The sequence below is a fragment of the Nonomuraea montanisoli genome (genome assembly GCF_013363975.1).
Classification (GTDB): domain Bacteria; phylum Actinomycetota; class Actinomycetes; order Streptosporangiales; family Streptosporangiaceae; genus Nonomuraea; species Nonomuraea montanisoli.
Genome location: NZ_JABWGN010000017.1, coordinates 176576 through 196702, shown reverse-complemented (window position 1 = coordinate 196702; position 20127 = coordinate 176576). Strand labels below are relative to the sequence as shown.

14 protein-coding genes and 1 pseudogene are annotated in these 20127 nt (G+C 70.2%); 8 read left to right on the top strand and 7 right to left on the bottom strand.

Annotated elements, in window-relative coordinates; all coding sequences use genetic code 11:
• Nucleotides 1–6: 6 nt before the first annotated feature.
• Together HTZ77_RS36730 and HTZ77_RS36725 are read left to right on the top strand one after the other, a co-directional pair.
• On the top strand, nt 7–1269 hold the full coding sequence (locus HTZ77_RS36730) for a glucarate dehydratase family protein (protein ID WP_175594349.1): 1263 nt from the start codon (nt 7–9) through the stop codon (nt 1267–1269).
• A 657-nt stretch (nt 1270–1926) separates the two neighbouring features.
• Nucleotides 1927–3237 carry an alpha-amylase family protein gene (locus HTZ77_RS36725; RefSeq protein ID WP_175594348.1) on the top strand — a complete coding sequence of 437 codons (1311 nt, stop codon included), beginning with the start codon at nt 1927–1929 and terminating at the stop codon, nt 3235–3237.
• Nucleotides 3238–3328: 91 nt separating this feature from the next.
• On the opposite strand, the gene HTZ77_RS36720 is transcribed toward HTZ77_RS36725, so the two are convergent.
• Nucleotides 3329–3970 carry a response regulator gene (locus HTZ77_RS36720; RefSeq protein WP_175594347.1) on the bottom strand — a complete coding sequence of 214 codons (642 nt, stop codon included), beginning with the start codon at nt 3968–3970 and terminating at the stop codon, nt 3329–3331.
• Nucleotides 3967–5949, bottom strand: a complete 1983-nt coding sequence (locus tag HTZ77_RS48880; RefSeq protein WP_175594346.1) for a sensor histidine kinase — start codon at nt 5947–5949, stop codon at nt 3967–3969. The genes HTZ77_RS36720 and HTZ77_RS48880 overlap by 4 nt, the downstream gene beginning before the upstream one ends.
• A 166-nt stretch (nt 5950–6115) precedes the next feature.
• Between HTZ77_RS48880 and HTZ77_RS36710 the strand changes: the two are divergent.
• From HTZ77_RS36710 to HTZ77_RS36690, 5 genes and pseudogenes are all read left to right on the top strand, one after another.
• Nucleotides 6116–6805, top strand: a pseudogene (locus HTZ77_RS36710) (ABC transporter ATP-binding protein); the annotation flags it as partial.
• A gap of 26 nt (nt 6806–6831) precedes the next feature.
• Complete coding sequence (locus HTZ77_RS36705; protein WP_175594344.1) at nt 6832–7596, top strand: ABC transporter permease; 765 nt, start codon at nt 6832–6834, stop codon at nt 7594–7596.
• 411 nt (nt 7597–8007) lie between these two features.
• Entirely contained in the window at nt 8008–8784 is a 777-nt protein-coding gene (locus HTZ77_RS36700) for an ABC transporter permease subunit (RefSeq protein WP_175594343.1), read from the top strand.
• 959 nt (nt 8785–9743) lie between these two features.
• Nucleotides 9744–11597, top strand: coding sequence for a serine hydrolase domain-containing protein (locus HTZ77_RS36695; protein WP_175594342.1), 1854 nt, complete (start codon nt 9744–9746; stop codon nt 11595–11597).
• Nucleotides 11598–12134: 537 nt separating this feature from the next.
• On the top strand, nt 12135–13802 hold the full coding sequence (locus HTZ77_RS36690; protein WP_175594341.1) for a PucR family transcriptional regulator: 1668 nt from the start codon (nt 12135–12137) through the stop codon (nt 13800–13802).
• Nucleotides 13803–13823: 21 nt separating this feature from the next.
• Here HTZ77_RS36690 and HTZ77_RS36685 read toward each other — a convergent pair whose 3' ends face one another.
• The 5 genes from HTZ77_RS36685 to dapA form a co-directional block, all read right to left on the bottom strand.
• Nucleotides 13824–14951, bottom strand: coding sequence for an oxidoreductase (locus HTZ77_RS36685; RefSeq protein ID WP_175594340.1), 1128 nt, complete (start codon nt 14949–14951; stop codon nt 13824–13826).
• 112 nt (nt 14952–15063) lie between these two features.
• Entirely contained in the window at nt 15064–15675 is a 612-nt protein-coding gene (locus tag HTZ77_RS36680) for a DUF1989 domain-containing protein (protein WP_175594339.1), read from the bottom strand.
• Between the two features lie 93 nt (nt 15676–15768).
• A complete protein-coding gene (locus HTZ77_RS36675) occupies nt 15769–16263 on the bottom strand; it encodes a GNAT family N-acetyltransferase (protein ID WP_175594338.1) in 495 nt (164 codons plus the stop codon).
• A 116-nt stretch (nt 16264–16379) separates the two neighbouring features.
• A complete protein-coding gene (locus HTZ77_RS36670) occupies nt 16380–18065 on the bottom strand; it encodes a ribonuclease J (protein ID WP_175594337.1) in 1686 nt (561 codons plus the stop codon).
• Nucleotides 18066–18119: 54 nt separating this feature from the next.
• Nucleotides 18120–19037 carry a 4-hydroxy-tetrahydrodipicolinate synthase gene (gene dapA, locus HTZ77_RS36665; RefSeq protein ID WP_175594336.1) on the bottom strand — a complete coding sequence of 306 codons (918 nt, stop codon included), beginning with the start codon at nt 19035–19037 and terminating at the stop codon, nt 18120–18122.
• Between the two features lie 329 nt (nt 19038–19366).
• Between dapA and HTZ77_RS36660 the strand changes: the two genes are divergently transcribed.
• The gene (locus HTZ77_RS36660; RefSeq protein ID WP_175594335.1) at nt 19367–20086 is read left to right on the top strand and encodes a GntR family transcriptional regulator; all 720 of its coding nucleotides are present in this window, start codon (nt 19367–19369) and stop codon (nt 20084–20086) included.
• The last annotated feature ends 41 nt before the right edge of the window (nt 20087–20127 follow it).

Here is a 20127-nt window from a genome sequence, read left to right as displayed (position 1 = left end):
GCGGCTATGCTCATCAGAGAAGTCCAGGTCACACCGATCGCGTTCCGCGACCCTCCCCTGCTCAACGCGGCCGGCGTCCACGAACCGTGGGCCCTGCGGACCGTCGTCGAGGTGATCACCGACGAGGGGCTGAGCGGGCTGGGAGAGACGTACGGCGACCTCGCCCACCTGACCAAGGTACGGGAGTGCGCCGAGGCGATCGTGGGGCTGGACGTGTACGCCGCCCACGCGATGTACGCCAGGATCGCCTCTGTCGTCGGCGACGTGGTCAGCGACCTGCACGGGCTGACCGGGGTCGCGACCAAGGAGAAGAGCGTCGACCGGGTGTTCGCGGCGTTCGAGGTGGCGTGCCTGGACATCCAGGGCAAGGCCGCCGGGGTGCCCGTCGTGGACCTGCTCGGCGGGCGCGTGCGCGACGCCGTGCCGTACAGCGCGTACCTGTTCTACAAATGGGCCGCCCATCCCGGCGGCCTCGCGGAGCCCGACCGCTTCGGCGAGGCGCTCGACCCCGCCGGGCTCGTCGCACAGGCGTCGCTCCTCATCAAGGAGTACGGGTTCTCCTCCATCAAGCTCAAGGGCGGCGTCATGCCGCCCGAGGAGGAGGTGGAGGCGATCAAGGCGCTGCACGCGGCGTTCCCCGGCATGCCGCTGCGGCTCGACCCGAACGCCGCCTGGACCGTGGAGACCTCCGTCCGCGTCGGCCGTGCCCTCGACGGCATGCTCCAGTACCTGGAGGACCCCGCACCGGACATCTCCGGCATGGCGGCCGTCGCCCGTGAGGTGTCGATGCCGCTGGCCACCAACATGTGCGTCGTCACCCCCGAGCACCTGCCGCCCGCCATCGCCCAGGACGCCGTCCAGGTGCTCCTCCTCGACCACCACTACTGGGGCGGGCTGGTGCGTTCCTCGCACGTCGCATCGCTCTGCGGCACGTTCGGCCTCGGACTGTCCATGCACTCCAACTCCCATCTCGGCATCAGCCTGGCCGCCATGACCCACCTGGCCGCCGCCACTCCCAACCTCACGTACGCCTGCGACACGCACACGCCCTGGCAGGACGGCCAGGACGTGGTCGCGCCCGGCAGCCTGCGCTTCGTGGACGGGGCGGTGCCGGTGCCGTCCGGGCCGGGCCTCGGCGTGGAACTCGACCGCGACGCGCTGGCGGTCATGCACGAGCAGTACCTGAGGTGCGGGATCACCTCGCGCGACGACCAGGGGTACATGCGGCGCTTCGAGCCCGGGTTCAGCACGCGGCGAGCGTCGTGGTGAACGCCGCCCCTCTCCTGCACCGAGGCCGCGGGGCACGGCCACGCGTCGAGGACTGGGGGCACGTCGAGGACTCGGGGCATGGCCGCGCGTCGAGGACTGGGGGCACGTCGAGGACTCGGGGCATGGCCGCGCGTCGAGGACTGGGGGCATGGCCGCGAACATCGCCTTTCTCCGCCTTCCCCACCCTCGCGGTACGCCCGGATCGACCTTGAGCCACGACCACCGGCAGACCCCCAAAGCGCCCCCTTCTACCGGCACTCTGTTGAGACACCCCACCGGCGCCCTCGAAATCTCGACGGCCACCCGCGCACCCCAAGAAGCCCCACCACCACCTCAGGAACCCGAAAAGTCCCCACAGACCCGCAAAACCAACCACCACCCTACGAACCCAAGACACCCCAGCCCCCACGGCCCAAACAAGCCGAGCCCAAAAAGCCGGAACACACCGACCACCACAGGGGAACCCGAAGACCTTCACCACCACCCGCAGGACCTGAAAAGCCCCACCAGCACCACCCGCAGAACCTGAAAGGCGCAACCGGCACCACCCGCAGAACGTGCAAACGCCCTAGGACCACTGGCAATCCCTGAAGACACCTCAAGACCGACCACCTTGCGCGGAACCTTTACGTGCCCCACGGAAGGACGGCCTCCCTCGTGAACGTCGCCTACGTATACCCCTGGGACGTCGTCGGCGACCCGGCGGCGCCGGAGCGGCTGGCCTCCCTCGGGGTGGAGGCCGTGGCGCTGGCCGCGAGCTACCACGCCACCCGCGCCGCCACACCGCACCACCCCGCGCACCGCGTCCTCGACGTCCCGTATGCCGCCTTCTACCTCCCCGTACGAGCCTCCGCCTGGGGCCGCCTGGTGCCCAAATCACCGTCGTGGACGACCCCCGACGCGTACCTCCAGGCGAGCGACGCCCTGCGCGCCGCGGGCCTCCAGGTGCACGCCTGGACCGTGCTCACGCACAACTCCGTCCTGGGCCGGGAGCACCCGGACGTGGTGGTGCGCAACGCCTTCGGCGACCGGTACCCGCATGCGCTCTGCCCGTCCTCCGCCGACGTCGTGGACTACTGCCGGCGGCTGGTGCGCGAGATCCTGGAGGTGGGCCGGCCGGACGCGCTGATCCTGGAGTCATGCGGCCCCATGGGGTACGGCCACCAGAGCATCCACGAGAAGACGGCCGGCGCCGACTGGACAGGCGTGGACGGCGACCTGCTGTCACTCTGTTTCTGCTCGACCTGCGCCTCTCGCTACCCGACGGGGACGAGGGAGAGGGTCAGGGCAGCGATCGACGGCGTCCCCGCCGGCGACGCACCGAGCCCGCCCGCACCCGGAACGCCGCACGACACCCCCTTCGGCCCCACGCCCGGAAACCCACACGAGCCCACCTTCGGCCCCACACCCGGAACGCCGCACAATACCACCTTCGGCCCCACACCCGGAACGCCGCACAACACCACCTTCGGCTCCGCACCCGGAACGCCGCACGACATCCCCTTCGGCTCCGTGGAGGACGCCTTGGGCCCTCTGGCCAACGACGTACGCGCGCAGCGCGTCGACCTGTCGGCCTCCCTCCGCCGGACCCTCATCTCCGCAGCGCGCGAGGCGGCTCCCGACGTGCCGATCACCATCCACGCCAACCCGCACCCATGGGCCACGGGCGCCTTCGCCGCCCTCCCCGACGGCGAACCGGGGGCTGAGGTGCTGGTGGCCAACTGCTGGGGCGACCCTGCCACGGACACGGCCCGCCTGGCGAGGCTCCTCGAACTGTGCCGCCCAGGTCAGCGCGTCGGAGCCTACGTCCTCGGCCTGCCTCCCAGGCCGGCGGACCCGGAGGTCCAGGCGGAACTCCTGAGGGCGTACGCCAAGGCGGGCGCCTCGGAGTTCCACCTGTACCACGTAGGACTGGCATCACCTCACCGCCTGTCAGCCATGCGCCAAGCCCTCCGCCTGATCGACTGAGTCCGGCCATGCACCAAGCCGAAGAGATGCCGACGCCCCAGCCGATCACCGCACCGGCCCTCAGCCGATCACCGCACCGGCCCCCAGTCGGTCACCGCACCGGCCCCACCAGCCCACTCTCGTACGCCGCGATGACCAGCTGAGCACGATCCCGGGCCTCCAGTTTGGCCAGCAGGCGAGTGATGTGGGTCTTGACCGTCGCCAACGTCACGTGCAGGTGCCCGGCGATCTCTGTGTTCGAGAGTCCTCGGGCGATGAGCACGAGCACATCGCGTTCTCGCTCGGTCAGCCCGTCCAGCCCCTTCGGCCGCACCAAGACCGGCGTACGGCTGAACTCCTCGATCAGCCGACGCGTCACAGACGGAGCCAGCAGCGCCTCACCGCCTGCCACCACCCGGATGGCCGTCACCAGGTCGGCAGGCGGCGTGTCCTTCAGCAGAAACCCGCTCGCCCCTGCCCGGAGCGCGTCGTACACGTACGCGTCGAGATCGAACATCGTCACGATCAGGATGCGGGAGACGTCACCGATACGCCTGGTGGCCTCGATGCCGTCCATCTCCGGCATGCGGACGTCCATCAGCACCACGTCGGGACATTGCTCCAGAGTGACGGCCACCGCTTCGGCCCCGGTGGCGGCCTCGCCGACAACGGTCAGGTCCGGCTCCGAGTCGACCAGCACCTTGAAACTTCCCCTGAGCAGCGCCTGGTCATCGGCCACCACCACCCGGATCACGAGGCACTCCCGTAGGGCAAGGTCGCCAGCACGCGAAATCCTCCTCCGGGGATCGTCCCGGCTTCGAAGACCCCGCCGAACATCGTCACCCGTTCCCTCATCCCGATCAGCCCATGGCCGGCCCCTTCCATCGCCGGCTCATCACCGCCCAGTCCCGACCCGCCGGGCCTACTACCAGTGGGCACACTCTCTACGAACACACCTCGGTTTCCCGTGGCCACACCACAACCCGCAGCCCGGTCATTCGTCACCTCGATCCGTACCTCGCTGGAGCCGACCACCACGGAGACCCGGCAGCGAGCCGGCGCTGCATGCCTGGCGACGTTGGTGAGCGCCTCCTGGACGATCCGATACGTCGACAACTCCACCCCTTCGGGCAGACGTCTCTCCCTCGCACCCCGTCGTCGGCGTCCGCTCTCCTCCCACCCGTCAGTCGGGCCGGGCTCAGATACGGAATCCTCGGCGCCCGGCTCTCCCAGCGCCACCGCCTCCCACCCTTGAGGTGCCGGATACCTGCCTCCTGATCCCATGGCCCCTCCACCAGAAGCCGAACTCCCACCCCCAGCCCCCACAAGACGCCCGCCAGAAACCGGACTTCCTCCTTCCGGTCCCTCAGAACTCCCACCAGGAACCTGACTTTCGCCTCCTGGCCCCACGGCCCCTCCGCCAGGAACCTGACTTCCACCCCCTGGTCCCACACCCCCTCCGCCAGAAGCCCGACTCGCGCCCGCTGCTCTCACAGGCCCCCTACCGGAAACCGATCCTCCGCCCTCTGGCCCCATAAGGCTCCCGCCAGGAGCCCGACTCCCATCTCCTGGTCCCACGCTCCCTCCGCCAGGAACCTGACTTCCACCCCCTGGTCCCACACCCCCTCCGCCAGAAGCCCGACTCGCGCCCGCTGCTCTCACAGGCCCTTTACCGGAAACTGATCCGCCACCCCTTGGCCCCGCAGGACCTCCGCCAGAGACCCGACTCCCACCCCCTGCTCCCACAGCCTCTCCGCCGGAAACCGATCCCCCACCCCCTGGCCCCACAGGACTCCCGTCAGGACTTGGACTACCTGCTCCCGGCCCCACGGGCGCTCCATCAGAGGCCCAACCTCCTCCTCCCGAAGCAGGACCCCCGGCCGCCGGCGCCGGCTGCCTCCTCCCAGGCGCAGCATCGCCCTCCAGCCCCGAGGAGGTGAACCGCAGGTCCAACTCGACCTCCACTCCGGCCAGGCGAGCCCGTTCGGCCAGCTCGCGAATCCCGGTGAGCCTGGGAAGGGGCCCTCGGTCCGGGTCATCCTTGGAGCGGAGGATCCCAAGCAGATGGCGCATCTCGACCAGCGCGCTGCGACTGACCGTCTCGATCACCTTCAAGGCGTCGTACGCCTCTTCCGGCCTGCTGCGTACGACATGGTTGGCCACGCCCGCCTTCACCGCGATCAGTCCCACGCTGTGCGTGACCACGTCGTGCAGTTCGCGCGCGATCCGCAGCCGTTCCTCCGTCACCTTCTGCTCGGCGAGACGCTCGGCGTCGCGCGCCGCGTACATTCTGCGTTCGCGTACGGCGCGCCCGACCGTCCACGAGCCCCCCAGGGCGGCGATGCCGAGCAGCGGCACATCGAGATGCACAATCCAGGAGGGCGCACCCGGCTGCGGGGATCCGCCCATCGCGACGAGCCCCACGAGCGTGATCAAGGTCAGCACGGCGATCGCCATGGTGGGCGCCAGCGCACCCCGGTCGTCGTCGAGCGCCACGATGTACAACGCGTAGGCGGGGGCGACGTACGCGATGCTCACGACTCCCAGCACCACGGCGGCCACGGACACCGTGAGCACGAGGCAGAAGACCGACACTGGCCACACGCGCCGCAGGGCGAGCGGCAGTCCGAGACCGAGCGAGACGGCGAGCCGGACCCATGGCACATCGAAGATCGGCGTGGGCGCCGTCAGGAACAGGAACGAGAAGCACAGCCCGGCCAGGAGATCGAGCATGACCAACTGGCCTCGGCTGAGGCGCCTGGCGAAGAGAGGGTTCGGCTCGTGCACGCGTAGACGGTAGCCAACAGGCCCGCGTCCGCACGTCAACCCAGGGTCTGACATCGAGGTTCGGACCGTGGTCCGATGTGCCGGCGACCCGCCGTACCCCATCCTCGACGGCATGATCCGACTCAACCACCTGACCAAGCGCTACGGCGACACGCTCGCGGTCGACGACCTGTCCTTCACCGTCGAGCCCGGCCACGTGACCGGCTTCCTCGGGCCGAACGGAGCCGGGAAGTCGACGACGATGCGTTTGATTCTCGGCCTCGACACCCCCACCTCGGGCGAGGCCCTGGTCAACGGCCGGCCCTACACGACCTTGGGCAGGCCGATGGCGCAGGTGGGCGCGCTGCTCGACGCCGGCGCGGTGCACGGCGGCCGTAGCGCCTATCACCATCTGCTCTGCCTGGCCCGCACCAACGACATACGCGAGCGGCGTGTGGCCGAGGTTCTCGATCTGGTCGGCCTGACCGGCGTGGCGCGAAGACGCGTGGGCGGGTTCTCCCTCGGCATGAAACAGCGGCTCGGGATCGCGGCGGCGCTCCTGGGCGACCCACGCGTGCTCATGTTCGACGAGCCGGTCAACGGCCTCGATCCCAACGGCGTGCGCTGGATCCGCGATCTCATGCGCTCATTGGCCGCCGAGGGCCGAACCGTCCTGCTGTCCAGCCATCTCATGAGTGAGATGGCCCTGACGGCGGACCGCATCGTCATCATGGGCCGCGGCAAGCTGATCGCCGAGGCCACGGTCCAGGAGCTCACCACTCGCTATCCCACCCTCGAGGACGCCTACCTCGCGCTCACGGCCGGCAGCGTGCAGTTCGGAGCCGCGCGATGAGAGCGGTGGTCTCCTCGGAGCGGCTGAAGCTCCGCTCCGTCGCCTCGACCCATTACGCGCTCGGAGCGGCCGCCCTCATGGTCGTGCTCGGCGTGGTGTGGAGCCTCTACGTGAGCGGGCTGGCGGACGAGCGCGGCTCTGTCCGGGCCGCGGCCCCGGAGGAGGGATTCCTGCCCCTGGTGCAGATCAGCCTGGCCGTCATCGGAGTGCTCGCCATCACGGCGGAGCACGCCACCGGGATGATCCGTACGAGCCTCACGGTCGTACCCCGGCGCGATGTCCTGCTGTTCGCCAAGGCGGCGATCGTCACGGTCATGACGTTCGCGGCGGCGACCGCCATCCTCATGACCACGTACGCGGCGAGCAGGCTGATAGCGGGCGAGCGTCGACTGGGCTTCAACGAGTCATCGTTCGCCGGGAACGTGCCGACGCTGCTGGCCTCGGCGCTGTCGGTGACCGTGCTGGCGCTCGTGGGTCTCGGTCTCGGCGCCGCCGTGCGCTCCACAGCCGCGGCGCTGGTGTCGGTGGTCTCGCTGCTGTTCGTACTGCCAGGGATCGCCAACTATCTCCCCGCGCCCTGGAACACCAGGATCGCGGCCTTCATGCTCCCCAACCTCACACCGCAGCTCACTGGCGAGCGCCTCTCCAGCCGGCTGGGTGACGGGATCCTTCCGCCCTGGGCCGCCCTGCTGGCCCTCCTCGCCTATGCCGCGGTGGCACTCGGGGTGGGCCTGCACATGCTCAACAAGCGAGACGTATGACGAACGTCCAGCAAGCGGAAGGCGTGACGCCCCTCAAGGAGCGGGCCTCATGACGCCGCCTCAGCACATGGGAGGCGCGCCGGCCGTCACGGCTCTCATTCCGCCGCTCGTCCCAGCCATCGCCGCCCGTCAACCACGACAGCTCCTCACAACCCGGCGCTTTCCCTCAACGACATCGCTTCCGCCAACCACCAGCCCCTTCAACAAACCGCCACTACCCCTCGACTACGAGCCGGTACGCATCGCAGGACCGCGGCGATCGCTTCCGTCAACCACCAGAGCCCCTTCAACCACGGCGTTTGTCTCAACCAAGGCCGCACTTCTCCCTGCACCCACGCCGCGTATTGCGGGCCCCACCACCGGCCGTCGAGCCCTCGCAACCACGGCCGGATGCTCCAGGAGACGACTCCCATGCACCTGCTCAGCGCCGAATGGCTGAAAATCCGCTCGGTCCGCTCCACCGGACTCCTCCTACTCCTCAGCCTCGCCGCCATCCTGCTCGGCGTCGCGGTCGCCTCGATGGCGGCCGGCATGTACGACGACGCGACCGCCGCCAAGCGCGCGACCGCCTCGATCGCGGAGCTGGAGGAGGTCGTGATCATCGTGCCCCAGCTCTGCATGGGCATCCTCGGCGTACTGGCCGTCACCTCCGAGTACGCGACCGGCATGATCAGGACCAGTCTGACCGTCGTGCCCAAGCGCTGGCCCGTGCTCGCGGCGAAGGCCGCCGTCGTGGGAGCCATCAGCCTGCTCACGGGCAGCGTGACGATCTTCAGCACCTACTTCCTGGCCCGTCAGATGATCGGCGACCGCTTCTCCGGCACCTATCTGACGCCATTCCTCGACAGACTTCCGACGCTGGCCGCGACGGGTCTGACCGTCTGCGTGTTCGCCCTGCTGGGGCTGGGCCTTGGGGCGTTGACGCGGTCGACGGCTGGCGCCGTGGCCGTGCTCGTCGGCCTCGCGTACGTCATCCCGATGATCATCGGCAAGCTTCCCTCCCCCTGGAAGGACTGGCTCGGCTCCATGATGATCAGTGCCCTGCCTCGCGAGATCAGCGGGGTCCCCTTCAAGAGCTCCGTGTACGGCGCGAGTCTGTCTCCCGCGGCGGCGATCGCCGTTCTTACGGCGTACGCACTCGTGCCGGTGCTGGCGGGCACCTGGCTCTTACGCCACCGAGACACCTGACGTCATTCAGTCCGGAACGCCTACTCCCGGTCCGCCACAATCCGCCTCGACCCGGACATCTGCCCCCCAGGTACAGCTCAACACCGGCATCCAGATAGAGCCACACCTTGCGCGACGAGTGCGCGATGAGATCGACGCTAGCGATGAGCGCCGCTCCCCCTCCGTCTGCCCCTTTCGCCTGATGCCTCCACATTCACCGCCTGACGTCTCCCTCCGCACCGCCTGACGTCACCATCCCACCGGCTGATGTCTGCGTCCCGAACGCCTCACATCTTCCGCCGTACTGCCTGATGCCTTCATCGCACCGCCTGATGCCTGCGACCCAACGCCTCACGTCTCTGCCCCACTGGCTGACCTGGCCGTCCGCAGCGCCTCAAGACTCCATTCCACCGCCTCCGTCTCATCGTCCCGCCGACCGCATCGTCCCGACCGCCTGACGTCTCCGCCACCGCCTCGCGTCTCCATCGCCCCGCCCACCATCTCCTATCTCCATCCCACCGCCTCGGGTCTCCATCGCCCCGCCCCATCGCCCCGCCCACCGCCTCTTGTCTTCGCCCCGTCACTGTCGCCTGCGCCACCGGCTCCATCTCCATCCCACCGCCTCGCTTCTCCATTCGTCCCGCCCACCGCCTCAGCCCCTCATACGTCTTCGCGCCACCGCATCGGATCTACGTCCCACCACCTCACGTCCCCGTCCTCCTGCCTCACCAGGCAGGGCGGCCCCGCCTCCATTGCTGCCTCAAGGCTCCGTTCCTGCTCCATGGCTTCGTCCTCACCGGGTGCGGCGGCCCCTCCTCCATTCCTGCCTCAAGGCTCCGTTCCCGCTCCACGGCTTCGTCCTCACCTGACCGTCCGTTCCCGTCCGGAAGCCCTCCCCTCCGGCGGTCTGCGATGATGCACTCGCACATTGTGATCATCGGTGCCCCGTCCCCGGGGCCCGCCCTGAGGAGACTTCCCCCATGGACCGCAGACGTTTTCTCGCTCTGACCGGCACCGCCGCGGTAGGCGCCGGCTTGGCCACCGCCGGGTTCGGCCCGGTCGCGCAGGCGGCGAGCTACCCGTTCGCCGACGGCGGCGTTCCCGCGGAGGCGCACACGAAGACGGCCGAGCTGGCGCCGTACGGCATCACCGTGATGGCGTTCACGCCGTCGAACGGCTGGGTCGTCGTCACCCAGGACGGCCGCTATTTCGCCCGGGGCATCCCGGACGCCTGCTTCGCCGAGCTGGAGAGATTGATCAAGGGTGGGACGAAGATCCATTGTGTGGCCTTCCCTCCCGCGGGTGGAGACACATGGGTGATCACCGGCGACAAGGGGATGGCGGCCCGCGGACTGCCCGAGGAGTGTCACGCGCGCATCACCGCCAGCTATGACGCCGGCCGGCAAGTGGTGGACGTCGCTTTCCCGCCCGCGGGTGGCAACCGCTGGACGGTGGCCGACACCGGCGGCTTCTACGCCAAGGGCATCGACGACGAGTGCTACCAGATGATGCGCAACCTGACGCAGGGCGGCCGCCGCGTGACCCGGGTCGCCTTTCCCAAGGCCGGCGGGTGGGCGGTTGTGGCGCAGGACGAGTTTCACGTGCGCGGCATCGACGACGCCTGCTTCGAGAAGCTGAACGACCTGGCCGCGGACGGCTGGCAGCTGCACAACGTGGCGTTCTCGCCCACCGGCGGCTGGTCGGTGAGCTCGCGCGGCAAGGTGCCGGCGCTCCCCGCGGATCGGGTGCGGCAGGTCGAGAACGCGGTGGGCGGCGGGACCATCTGGCAGCGGATGAACGCGTGGAAGACGCCGGGCGTGGCGGTCGCGGTGGTCGTCGGCAACAAGATCGCCTGGTCCACGGGCTACGGCTGGCTGGAGGCGGGCAGCGGCGCGGCCGCGCATCCGGAGACCGCCTTCCAGGCCGCCTCCATCAGCAAGGCCGTGGCCTCGGTCGGCGTCATGCGCCTGATGCAGACGCTCAAGCTGCCCCTGACCACCGACATTCGTCCCCATCTGGGCTGGACGCTGCCCCGCCGCGACTGCGTCGCAGCGACGGCGGTACCGACGGTCGACCGCCTGCTTTCGCATCGAGCCGGCGTCATCGGGCGCGGCTCCACCTCCCCGGCGGACGTCTGCTCCGGCTTCGTCTCCGGCACGGGCGGCGGGTTCGCCGGGTACGGGCCCAACACGACGGTCCCGACCCTGCTGCAGGTCATGAACGGCGAGGGCAACTCGCCGAAGATCGAGCTCACCACCAACCCGGGCGCCGAGTTCCACTACTCCGGCGCGGGCTTCGTGCTGCTGCAGCGGATGGTGGAGCAGAAGAGCGGCCTGCCGCTGGCGCAGTACATGGACAAGGAGGTGTTCGCGCCGCTCGGCATGAAGTCCAGCTCGTACGCCCTGTCACCCGGATTCGAGCTGGCCGCCGGGCACACCGCCTCCGGCGCGGTGATCCCCGGCATGCGCAACCGCTACCCGGAGTCGGCCGCCGCGGGCCTGTACACGACGGTGCTCGACCTGTGCCGCCTCGTCAGCTACCTCAACCGGGCGTACACCGCTACCAGCGACATCGCCGGCCCGCTCACCAGGACCTCCGTCCGCACGCTGCTCACCAAGGGCCCCGAGCCGACCATGGGCCGGGGCCTGTTCCTCTCCGGCGCCGGGACCAGGAACTTCTCCTACACCCACGACGGCTCCAACTACGGCTTCAAGTCGGTGTTCAAGGGCTATCCCGAGCTCGGCGCCGGCTATGCCGTCCTGGCCAACGGCAACAACATGACCCTGGTCAACGAGATCGCCTCGGCCATCAGGTCGGCCTACGGCTGGGTCTGACGGGCGTCTCCTCCGCACGCGTCATCCCAAGGTGCGGCGCCGGGACTGCTCGGCCCTTGGCGCTGCGCCAAGTCTCCTCGGCGGCGAGTCCACTCCGCCGCCGCTCAAGAGGCGGGGAGTCACTTCTACCGCTGTGCAGAGGCGGGAAGTCACTTCTACCGCCGCGCAACGAGCGGTGCCATCCCTTCCGCCGCCACGCAACGAGCGGTGACGCGCCCTCCGCCGCCGCTCGGGAAACGGTGACGCCGCTTTCGTCGCCATGCAGGAAGCGGGCACGCCGCGCTGTTCCCTGCGGGCGCGCTCGGGGACGCCGACGCGGCGGTCATCTGCCTGCGGCCCCTGGCCGGGTTGCCCGCCGCCGAACGTGACGCGCTGGAGCAGGCCGCCAGGTTCCTGGCCTGGAGGTGGCCGGGCAGCAGCGACACCGTTTCCACCGCCACGCAGGAAGGGGTGAAGCCACCTCCGACGCCAGCGCCACCACCACATGAGTGGATGAATCTCTAGCGATATCCACTATCACTGTCTATATTCACAAGGATGTTCACCCTCGACGCACTGGTCAACAACAGGTCGCTGGAGCTGCGGATCCTGGAGCCCGGTCCGCCCGGCGCCCTGCGCGAGCCCGCGACCTGGGTGCACAACACCGAACTGCCCGATCCCTCCCCGTACCTCCGGGAAAGGGAGCTGGTGCTGACCAACGGTCTCTGGCAGGAGCAGGTGAGCCCGGAGGAGTTCGTCGCCCACGTCAAGCGCGCCAGGGCGGCCGGGATCGTGTACGGGCTGCGCGCCGAGACGCCGCGCACCCCGCCCGCGCTCGTCGCCGCGTGCCGGGCGGCGGGCCTGCCGCTGTTGGAGATCTCGCAGGCGATTCCGTTCACCGCGGTGTCGCAGGCGGTCTCCGGGATGTACGCCGATGAGCGCCAGCAGGGAGTGATCGGCATGGTGCGCCGGGGCGACGCCCTGGCCACGGCCATCTCCCGCGGCGCCGGCGCTTCCGGGGTTCTGCGCGTGCTCACCCGCGACCACGATCTGCCGCTGGCGGTGGTCGACCGGATGGGCCGGCTGCTCGCGGCGTCCGGCACCGAACTGGACTCCGCGCAGTTGCAGATCGTGGCGGCGGGTCTTTCCCGCCGCCCGCCTGCGCTGGAGCTGGACCTCGGCGGCGGGCACGCCGCGCTGTTCCCCGTGGGCGCGCTCGGGGACGCCGACGCGGCGCTCATCTGCCTGCGCCCGCTGGCCGAGTTGCCCGCCGCCGAACGTGACGCGCTGGAGCAGGCCGCCAGGTTCCTCAGCCTGGAGGTGGCGAGGCAGCAGGCCGTACAGGCGATCGAGATGCGTTTCGCCGGCGAGTTGCTGGAGATGGTGCTGTCCGGCGGGCGCCGGGCGTCGGAGGTGGCCAGCCGGCTGCAGGCTTTCGGCGTGGACCCGGCGGGAGCGCTGGCGGTCTGCACGCTGGCCTTCGCCGACGAGGCCGCCGCGGCGCACAGCCTGGTCAAGACCGCCACCGACCACGCCCCGGCCAAGCCTGTCACGGTGCACGACTCGGCCAAGACCGCCGCGGAGCGCGACCGCGACCTGGCCAAGACCGCCACCGAGCACGGCCTGGCCGAGGTGATCGGTGAGTTCCTCGCGGACGAGGGGGTCCCCGCCGTCGTCGCCGGCGGCACGAACGACGTGGTGGCCCTGCTCACCTGGCGGCACCCCGAGGACGAACTGCCCGTCCTGGCGGAACGCCTGGTCGAGCGGGTGGCGCGGCGGTTCCCCGGGCGGCGTCCCGTGGCCGGTCTCGGGAGTGTCGCCGCGCACGCGGGCGATCTGCGGCAGCCGCTGCTCCAGTCGCGCGAGGCCTGCCGGGTGCTGCGCCGCACGCCCGGCGGCCCGGCCGTGCGCGGGTTCCGCGAGCTGGGGACCCACCGGCTGCTGCTCGGCCTGGTGGATCAGGCCACGCTGAGCGCCTTCGCGCGTGACCTGCTCGCCCCGCTGCGCGCGCACGACGCGCAGCGCCGCAGCGACCTGGAGCCGACGCTTCGGGCGTTCCTCGACCATGACGGTCAGTGGGCGGCCACGGCGGCCGCCCTCCACGTCCACGTCAACACCCTGCGCAACCGGCTGACCCGCGTCACCGAGCTGACCGGCAGGGACGTCGGACGCGTCGAGGACCTCGTGGACCTGTTCCTCGCCCTGACCATCGACGCCATGGAATGAGCCACTTCTCAGACGGCGGGCTCAGACGGTGACGGTCGCGGCGCTCTGCCGCCAGAGGCCGGCGTTGGCCAGAGTCGCCATGGGCTGCAGCATCATGTGGTCGAACGCCTCCACCGGCCGGTCCTCGGCGACGCGTCGCGGCAGGTCGGGGTTCGCCAGCGCGCCCCGGGCGACGGACACCAGGTCGGCGTGCCCGTCCCGCAGCACCTGCGCGGCCAGCGGCAGCTTGTGCATGCCGCCGTTCGCGATGACGGGCAACCCCGTGGCCAGGCGGGCGAGCCCGGTGATCGTCGTCCCGTCGTCCAGCCGCGCCGTCTCGATCCAGTCGCGTCCCTCGCTGGCGATGTGCAGGTACGTCGCCCCGGCGTCGGCGAGCGCCGTGAAGATGACCCGGGCGTCGTACGCGCCGCCGGGCCAGCGGTAGACGAAGTCGTTGACCTTGCCCTGCGACAGCCGTACGCCGACGCAGAAGTCCGGGCCGACCTCGGCGCGGACGGCGGCGACCACCTCCGCGGTCAGCCGCACCCGGTTGGCGACCGGACCGCCGTAGGAGTCGTCGCGGGTATTGGTGTACGTGGTGAGGAACTGGTCCAGCAGGTAGCCGTTGGCCCCGTGGATCTCGACGCCGTCGAACCCGGCGTCGCGGGCTCGTACGGCGGCGTCGGCGAAGCCGCGGACGGCGGCGTCGATGTCGTCCTGGGTCATCGCCCTCGGCGTCGGCCACGAGCCGTGCCCGCCGTACTCGGACATCTTCTCGCCCACGGGCGGCACCGCCGACGGACCCGCGGTGTCGTCGCGGTGGCGGTTGCCCTGGGACAGCGCGCCGGCGTGCATGAGCTGCAGCACGATGCGCGCCCTGGCGGCGTGCACGCGGTCGGTGATGTCGCGCCAGGCGGCGGCGTGGGCGTCCGACGCGATGCCGGGCTGGTTGAGGTAGCCCTGGCTGTAGAGGGTGTCGGTGTAGGTGCCCTCGGTGATCACCAGGCCGAAGCCACCCTCGGCGTACGCGGTGTAGTAGTCGGCCATCTCGGCGGTCGGCGTGCCGTCGGGGGCGGCCGAGACCCTGCTCATCGGGGCGACCGCGAACCGGTTGGCCAGGTGGAGGCCGCCGAGCCGTGCGGGAAGGGACGCGGGGTGTGCGGTGGTCATGTCAGGTCTCCGTTTCTCGATGTGGCCGGTCGTCCAGGCGGCCGGTCCCAAAGCCGGTCGGCAAGTGGCCGGCGCCAAAGCCGGTCGCCCAGGCAGCCGGTTCTCAGCGGTCTCAGTCGGCCGGCAGGAGGTCGATGGCGAGGCGCGTCGGCTGGCCGCCGTTGATGCCCACCAGGTCCTGCGGGCAGGCGGAGAGCACGACCACGCAGTCCATGAGCGCCCGGAAGGTGATCGCGTCACCCGGGCGGCTGACGGCGGGCAGCCAGCGCAGTTCGTCCCCTTCGACGGGGATGCGCATGAAGACGTTGACCGGCTGCGGCGTGACGGGCGCGGTGAGGCCCAGCGCGGCGAGGCCCGCGTGCAGGTTCCCTGCGCAGGAGGGGTGACCCGGGTCCGCGCCCAGCCCCGCGTAGCGGGCGGGGTCGCAGGCCGGGATCAGCATGTCGTGCCGGCCGGGCGAGGTGTCGGAGAGCAGCGTGAGGATCGGCCGGCGGCGGTCGGTGACGAAGTCCTGCCCCGCCGCCGGGAAGAGCCGGCTGGTGGCGGCGCGCGTGTGCCCCGCGCTGAGGTGCTCGCCCGGGTCGTCGGCGGCGAACGCGAACAGGTCGCCGACCTGCCCGCCGTCGAGGTCGATCACGCTGATCCGCTGCCCGGCGGCCACCCGCGCCGCATGGCCCGTGCGGGCCGGCAGGATGGTCCGCCCTTCGGCGGTCGTGGTTTCCATGCCCGCCAGACAACCATCCGCCAGCAGGCTCACACCATGGACAATCACACAGGGATCAGGGCGGAGGGTGGAGAAATCTCCACTCCGGAAATCTCAGCGGACCAGTACGCGGGTCGTGCCGCCGTCGTCCTCTTCGATGTCCCGTACGTGCCGGAAACCGAGCTTGGCCAGCACGGCGGAGGAGACCACGTTCTCGGCGGCCACGGTGGCGAAGACCTCGGTCAGCTTCAGGGTCTCGAAGCCGTACGCGACGATCGCCTCCGCCAGCTCGGTGCCCAGGCCGGACCCCCAGGCCGCCGGCGCCAGGGCGTAGATGATCTCGTGCCCGCCGACGGTCTCGGTGGGCTTGATCTCGGCATGCCCGACATACTCCCCATCCCGCCGGACGGCCCAGACCTCGAACAGGTTCTGCGCGTAGACCTTGGTGAAGATCCGCCCGAACAGCGCCCGGTCGTCCGCCTCGGGGGAGGGACCGTCCCCCATGTACCGCGAGACCCTCGCGTCCTGGAACAGGGCGACGAAGTCGTCTTCGTCCTCGGGGACGTACGGCTCCAGGAGCAGGCGTTTCGTGTGCAGAGTCGGTGTCACGGCGGACGACGCTATCCACGCCCCCCGAGCTGGGCAAACGAATTTTCCAGGTCCGGTGACCGGCGGCCCGCCCCGATCGAGGGCGGGCGACCGTCACCGGACGGACGGAGCGGGCGTCAGACCTCCAGCACCACAGGGATGATCATCGGGCGGCGGCGGTAGGTGTCGCTCACCCAGCGGCCGACCGTGCGCCTGACCACGCGCCTGATCTCCTGCATGTCGATCACCCCGTCGGCCGCCTTGGCCTCCAGGGCCTTCTCGATCTGCGGGATGAACTCCTGGAACTGCGCCGGGTCGATGCCCGAGCCCCGGGCGTGGATCTCCGGCCCGGCGGTGAGCTTCCCGGTGGCCGAGTCGACCACGACCACGACCGAGATGAACCCCTCGTCGCCGAGGATCCGGCGGTCCTTCAGCGAGGTGTCGGTGATCTCACCGACCGAGGAGCCGTCGACGTACACGTAGCCCGCGTGGACGGCACCGACGATCTTGGCGCGGCCGTCGACCAGGTCCACCACGACGCCGTCCTCGGCGATCACGATGTGGTCCTCGGGCACGCCGGTGAGCTCCGCGAGCCGCGCGTGGGCCCGCAGGTGCCGCCACTCCCCATGCACGGGCATGAAGTTGGACGGACGCGTCAGGTTGAGCACGTACAGCAGCTCGCCGGCGGCGGCGTGCCCGGAGACGTGCACCTTGGCGTTGCCCTTGTGCACGACGCGGGCGCCCCAGCGGGTCAGCCCGTTGATCACCTTGTTGACCGCGGTCTCGTTGCCGGGCACCAGCGACGAGGCCAGCAGCACGGTGTCGCCCTCCGCGATGCGGATGGGGTGATCACGGTTGGCCATCCGCGACAGCGCGGCCATGGGCTCGCCCTGGGAGCCGGTGCAGACCAGCACCACGTCCTCCGGCGGCCACGCCTCGATGTCGCGCGAGTCGACGATCAACCCCTGCGGCACCTTGAGGTAGCCGAGGTCGCGGGCCACGCCCATGTTGCGCACCATCGAACGGCCGACGAGCGCCACCTTGCGGCCGTGCCGGGCGGCGGCGTCCATGACCTGCTGGATGCGGTGGACGTGCGAGGCGAAGCTGGCGACGATGACCCGCTGCTCGGAGGTGCGGATGACCTCGTCGATGACCGGCCCGATCTCCCGCTCGCTGGTGACGAACCCGGGCACCTCGGCGTTGGTCGAGTCGGACATCAGCAGGTCGACGCCCTCGCCCCCGAGCCGGGCGAACCCGCCCAGGTCGGTGAGCCGGCCGTCGCTCGGCAGCTGGTCCATCCGGAAGTCGCCGGTGTGCAGGACGATGCCCGCCGGCGTCCGGATGGCGACGGCCAGCGCGTCCGGGATCGAGTGGTTGACCGCGAAGAACTCGCACTCGAACGGCCCGAACCTGTGCCGCTCCCCCTCGACCACCTGAAGCTTGGTCGGCTGGATGCGGTGCTCGGTGAGCTTGGCCTCGATGAGGGCCAGGGTCAGCTTGGACCCGATGAGCGGGATGTTGCGCCGCTCGCGCAGAAGGTACGGGACCGCCCCGATGTGGTCTTCGTGGGCGTGGGTCAGAACCACGGCCTCGACGTCGTCGAGCCGGTCCCTGATGTACTCGAAGTCGGGCAGGATCAGGTCGACGCCCGGCTGGTCCGGCTCGGGGAAGAGCACCCCGCAGTCGACGATCAGCAGGCGGCCCTCGTACTCGAAGACGGCCATGTTCCTGCCGATCTCGCCCAGCCCGCCCAGCGCCACGATGCGCAGGCCCCCCTCGGCCAGCGGCGGCGGGGGACCGAGCTCCGGATGGGGATGGCTCATGCCCGTGCCCCCTTGTTAACTCGTGTTCTCAAAACTGCCGGTTCCTCCCCGTTCTCAGATATCTGTCAACTTCACTCCACCTGCCACCAGGCAGGCGCGCAGCTCAGCGTTCTGCTTGTCCGTCTCGGCGGCCAGCGGCGGCCGGACGGGCCCCACGGGCATGCCGACCATGCCCAGCGCGGCCTTGGCCATGATCGCGCCACCGGCGCTCATCATGATCCCCTCGACCACGGGCGCCACCTGGCGGTGCACGGCGAGCGCCTCGGCGACGTCGCCGTTGCGGTACAACTCGATCATGCGGGCCAGGTGCGCCCCGACCACGTGGCCGACGACGCTGACGAAGCCGGCCGCGCCGACCGACAGCCACGGCAGGTTGAGCACGTCGTCGCCCGAGTAGTAGACGAGATCGGTCGCCGTCATGACCTGGCCGCCGGCGAACAGGTCGCCCTTGGCGTCCTTCACGGCCACGATGCGGTCGTGCTGCGCGAGCCGGATCAGGGTCGTGGTCTGGATCGGCACACCACTACGTCCAGGAATGTCATAGAGCATCACAGGCAGATCCGTCGAATCGGCCACGGTGATGAAGTGTCGGTAGAGCCCCTCCTGCGGGGGCTTGCTGTAGTACGGCGTCACCACGAGCAGGCCGTGCGCACCGGTACGGGCCGCCGCCTTCGCCAGCTCGACGCTGTGACGGGTGTCGTTCGTGCCGACCCCGGCCACCACGGTCGCCCGGTCCCCGACCGTCTCCAGGACGGCGGCGAGGATGCGCCGCTTCTCGTCGTCGGAGGTGGTGGGAGACTCTCCGGTCGTGCCGCTCACGATCAGGCCGTCGTTGCGCTGCTCGTCCACCAGATAGGCGGCGAGCCGCCGCACGGCGTCATAGTCGACCGCGCCGTCGGCGGTGAAGGGCGTGACCATGGCGGTCAGCATGCGGCCGAAGGGTGCGTCCGTGGTTCGGGTTGGCGCTGCCATAGTGCGAACGCTACCTGGATTCCCAAAACCCTTGGACGCCGCCACCCCGCTTCGCCCACCTCACGGGCTGTTCACCGGCCGGCACGCGGGTGCCGGCGGGCCGGGAGGAGATGGTCTCATGGAAGAGGTCGCCGATATGTGCTCGGGGGTACACACATCGACGACCTCTACCGGAGAATCGCCTGCCCTTACACCAGCGTTACAAGGTTTCTCCGATAATTTTGCGCTGCCGCAAAGTTGGGGCTCCAAGGGTCGTCGATGACGGTCGGTTACCTGCCGAATACGGCAACATAGGGCAGCGTCTCACCCGAACCCCCAGGGATGAACTAGTGGCCACCTCAGATCCGGTCTACCTGCGCGTCGTAGAGGACATTCGGCGGCAGATCAACGACGGCACCCTTCCCCCGGGCGCGCCCATCCCCTCACGGGCACAGCTCACCCGGAAATACCAGGTCGGCGAGACCGCGGCCCGCCACGCGCTGCGCGTGCTGGTCACCGAGGGCCTCATCATCGGCCGGGTGGGATCGGGGCATTATGTCAGGGAACGCCCGATCCTGATGCCCCTGCACCGATGGCGTTTCCCCGAACATCCCACCCCGTTCGCCGCCGACCTGCAGACGCAGGGCCGCCGCGTCACCTGGGAGTGGCAGATCGACTCCACCGAGGCCACCCCCGAGATCGCCCGGCGGCTGCGGCTGCCGCTGTCGGCCAAGCTCACCCGCACGCGCTACCTCTACCGCGGCGAGGGGCGTCCGCTCCAGCTCGCGATCTCGTACGAACCCGTGGAGTTCGCCGCGCACCTGGACGAGGAGCGGCGCGGCGTGATGGCCAGGATGTCCGCCCACGGCGTCAGGATCACCGAGATCCGGGAGACCGTGCACACCAGGGTGCCGCGCCCGGCCGAGGCCGACGCCCTGCAACTGCCCGCGGGCACGCACGTCCTGCACGTCGAACGCACCCACTGGGCCGGCGAGCGCCCGATGGAGACCAGCGACATCGTGCTCCCGGGCGACCGGTTCCGCGTCACGTACAGCATGCCCGTCGGCTGACCCTCCGTCCTGCGAAGGACACCCTGCACAGGCCGTTCACC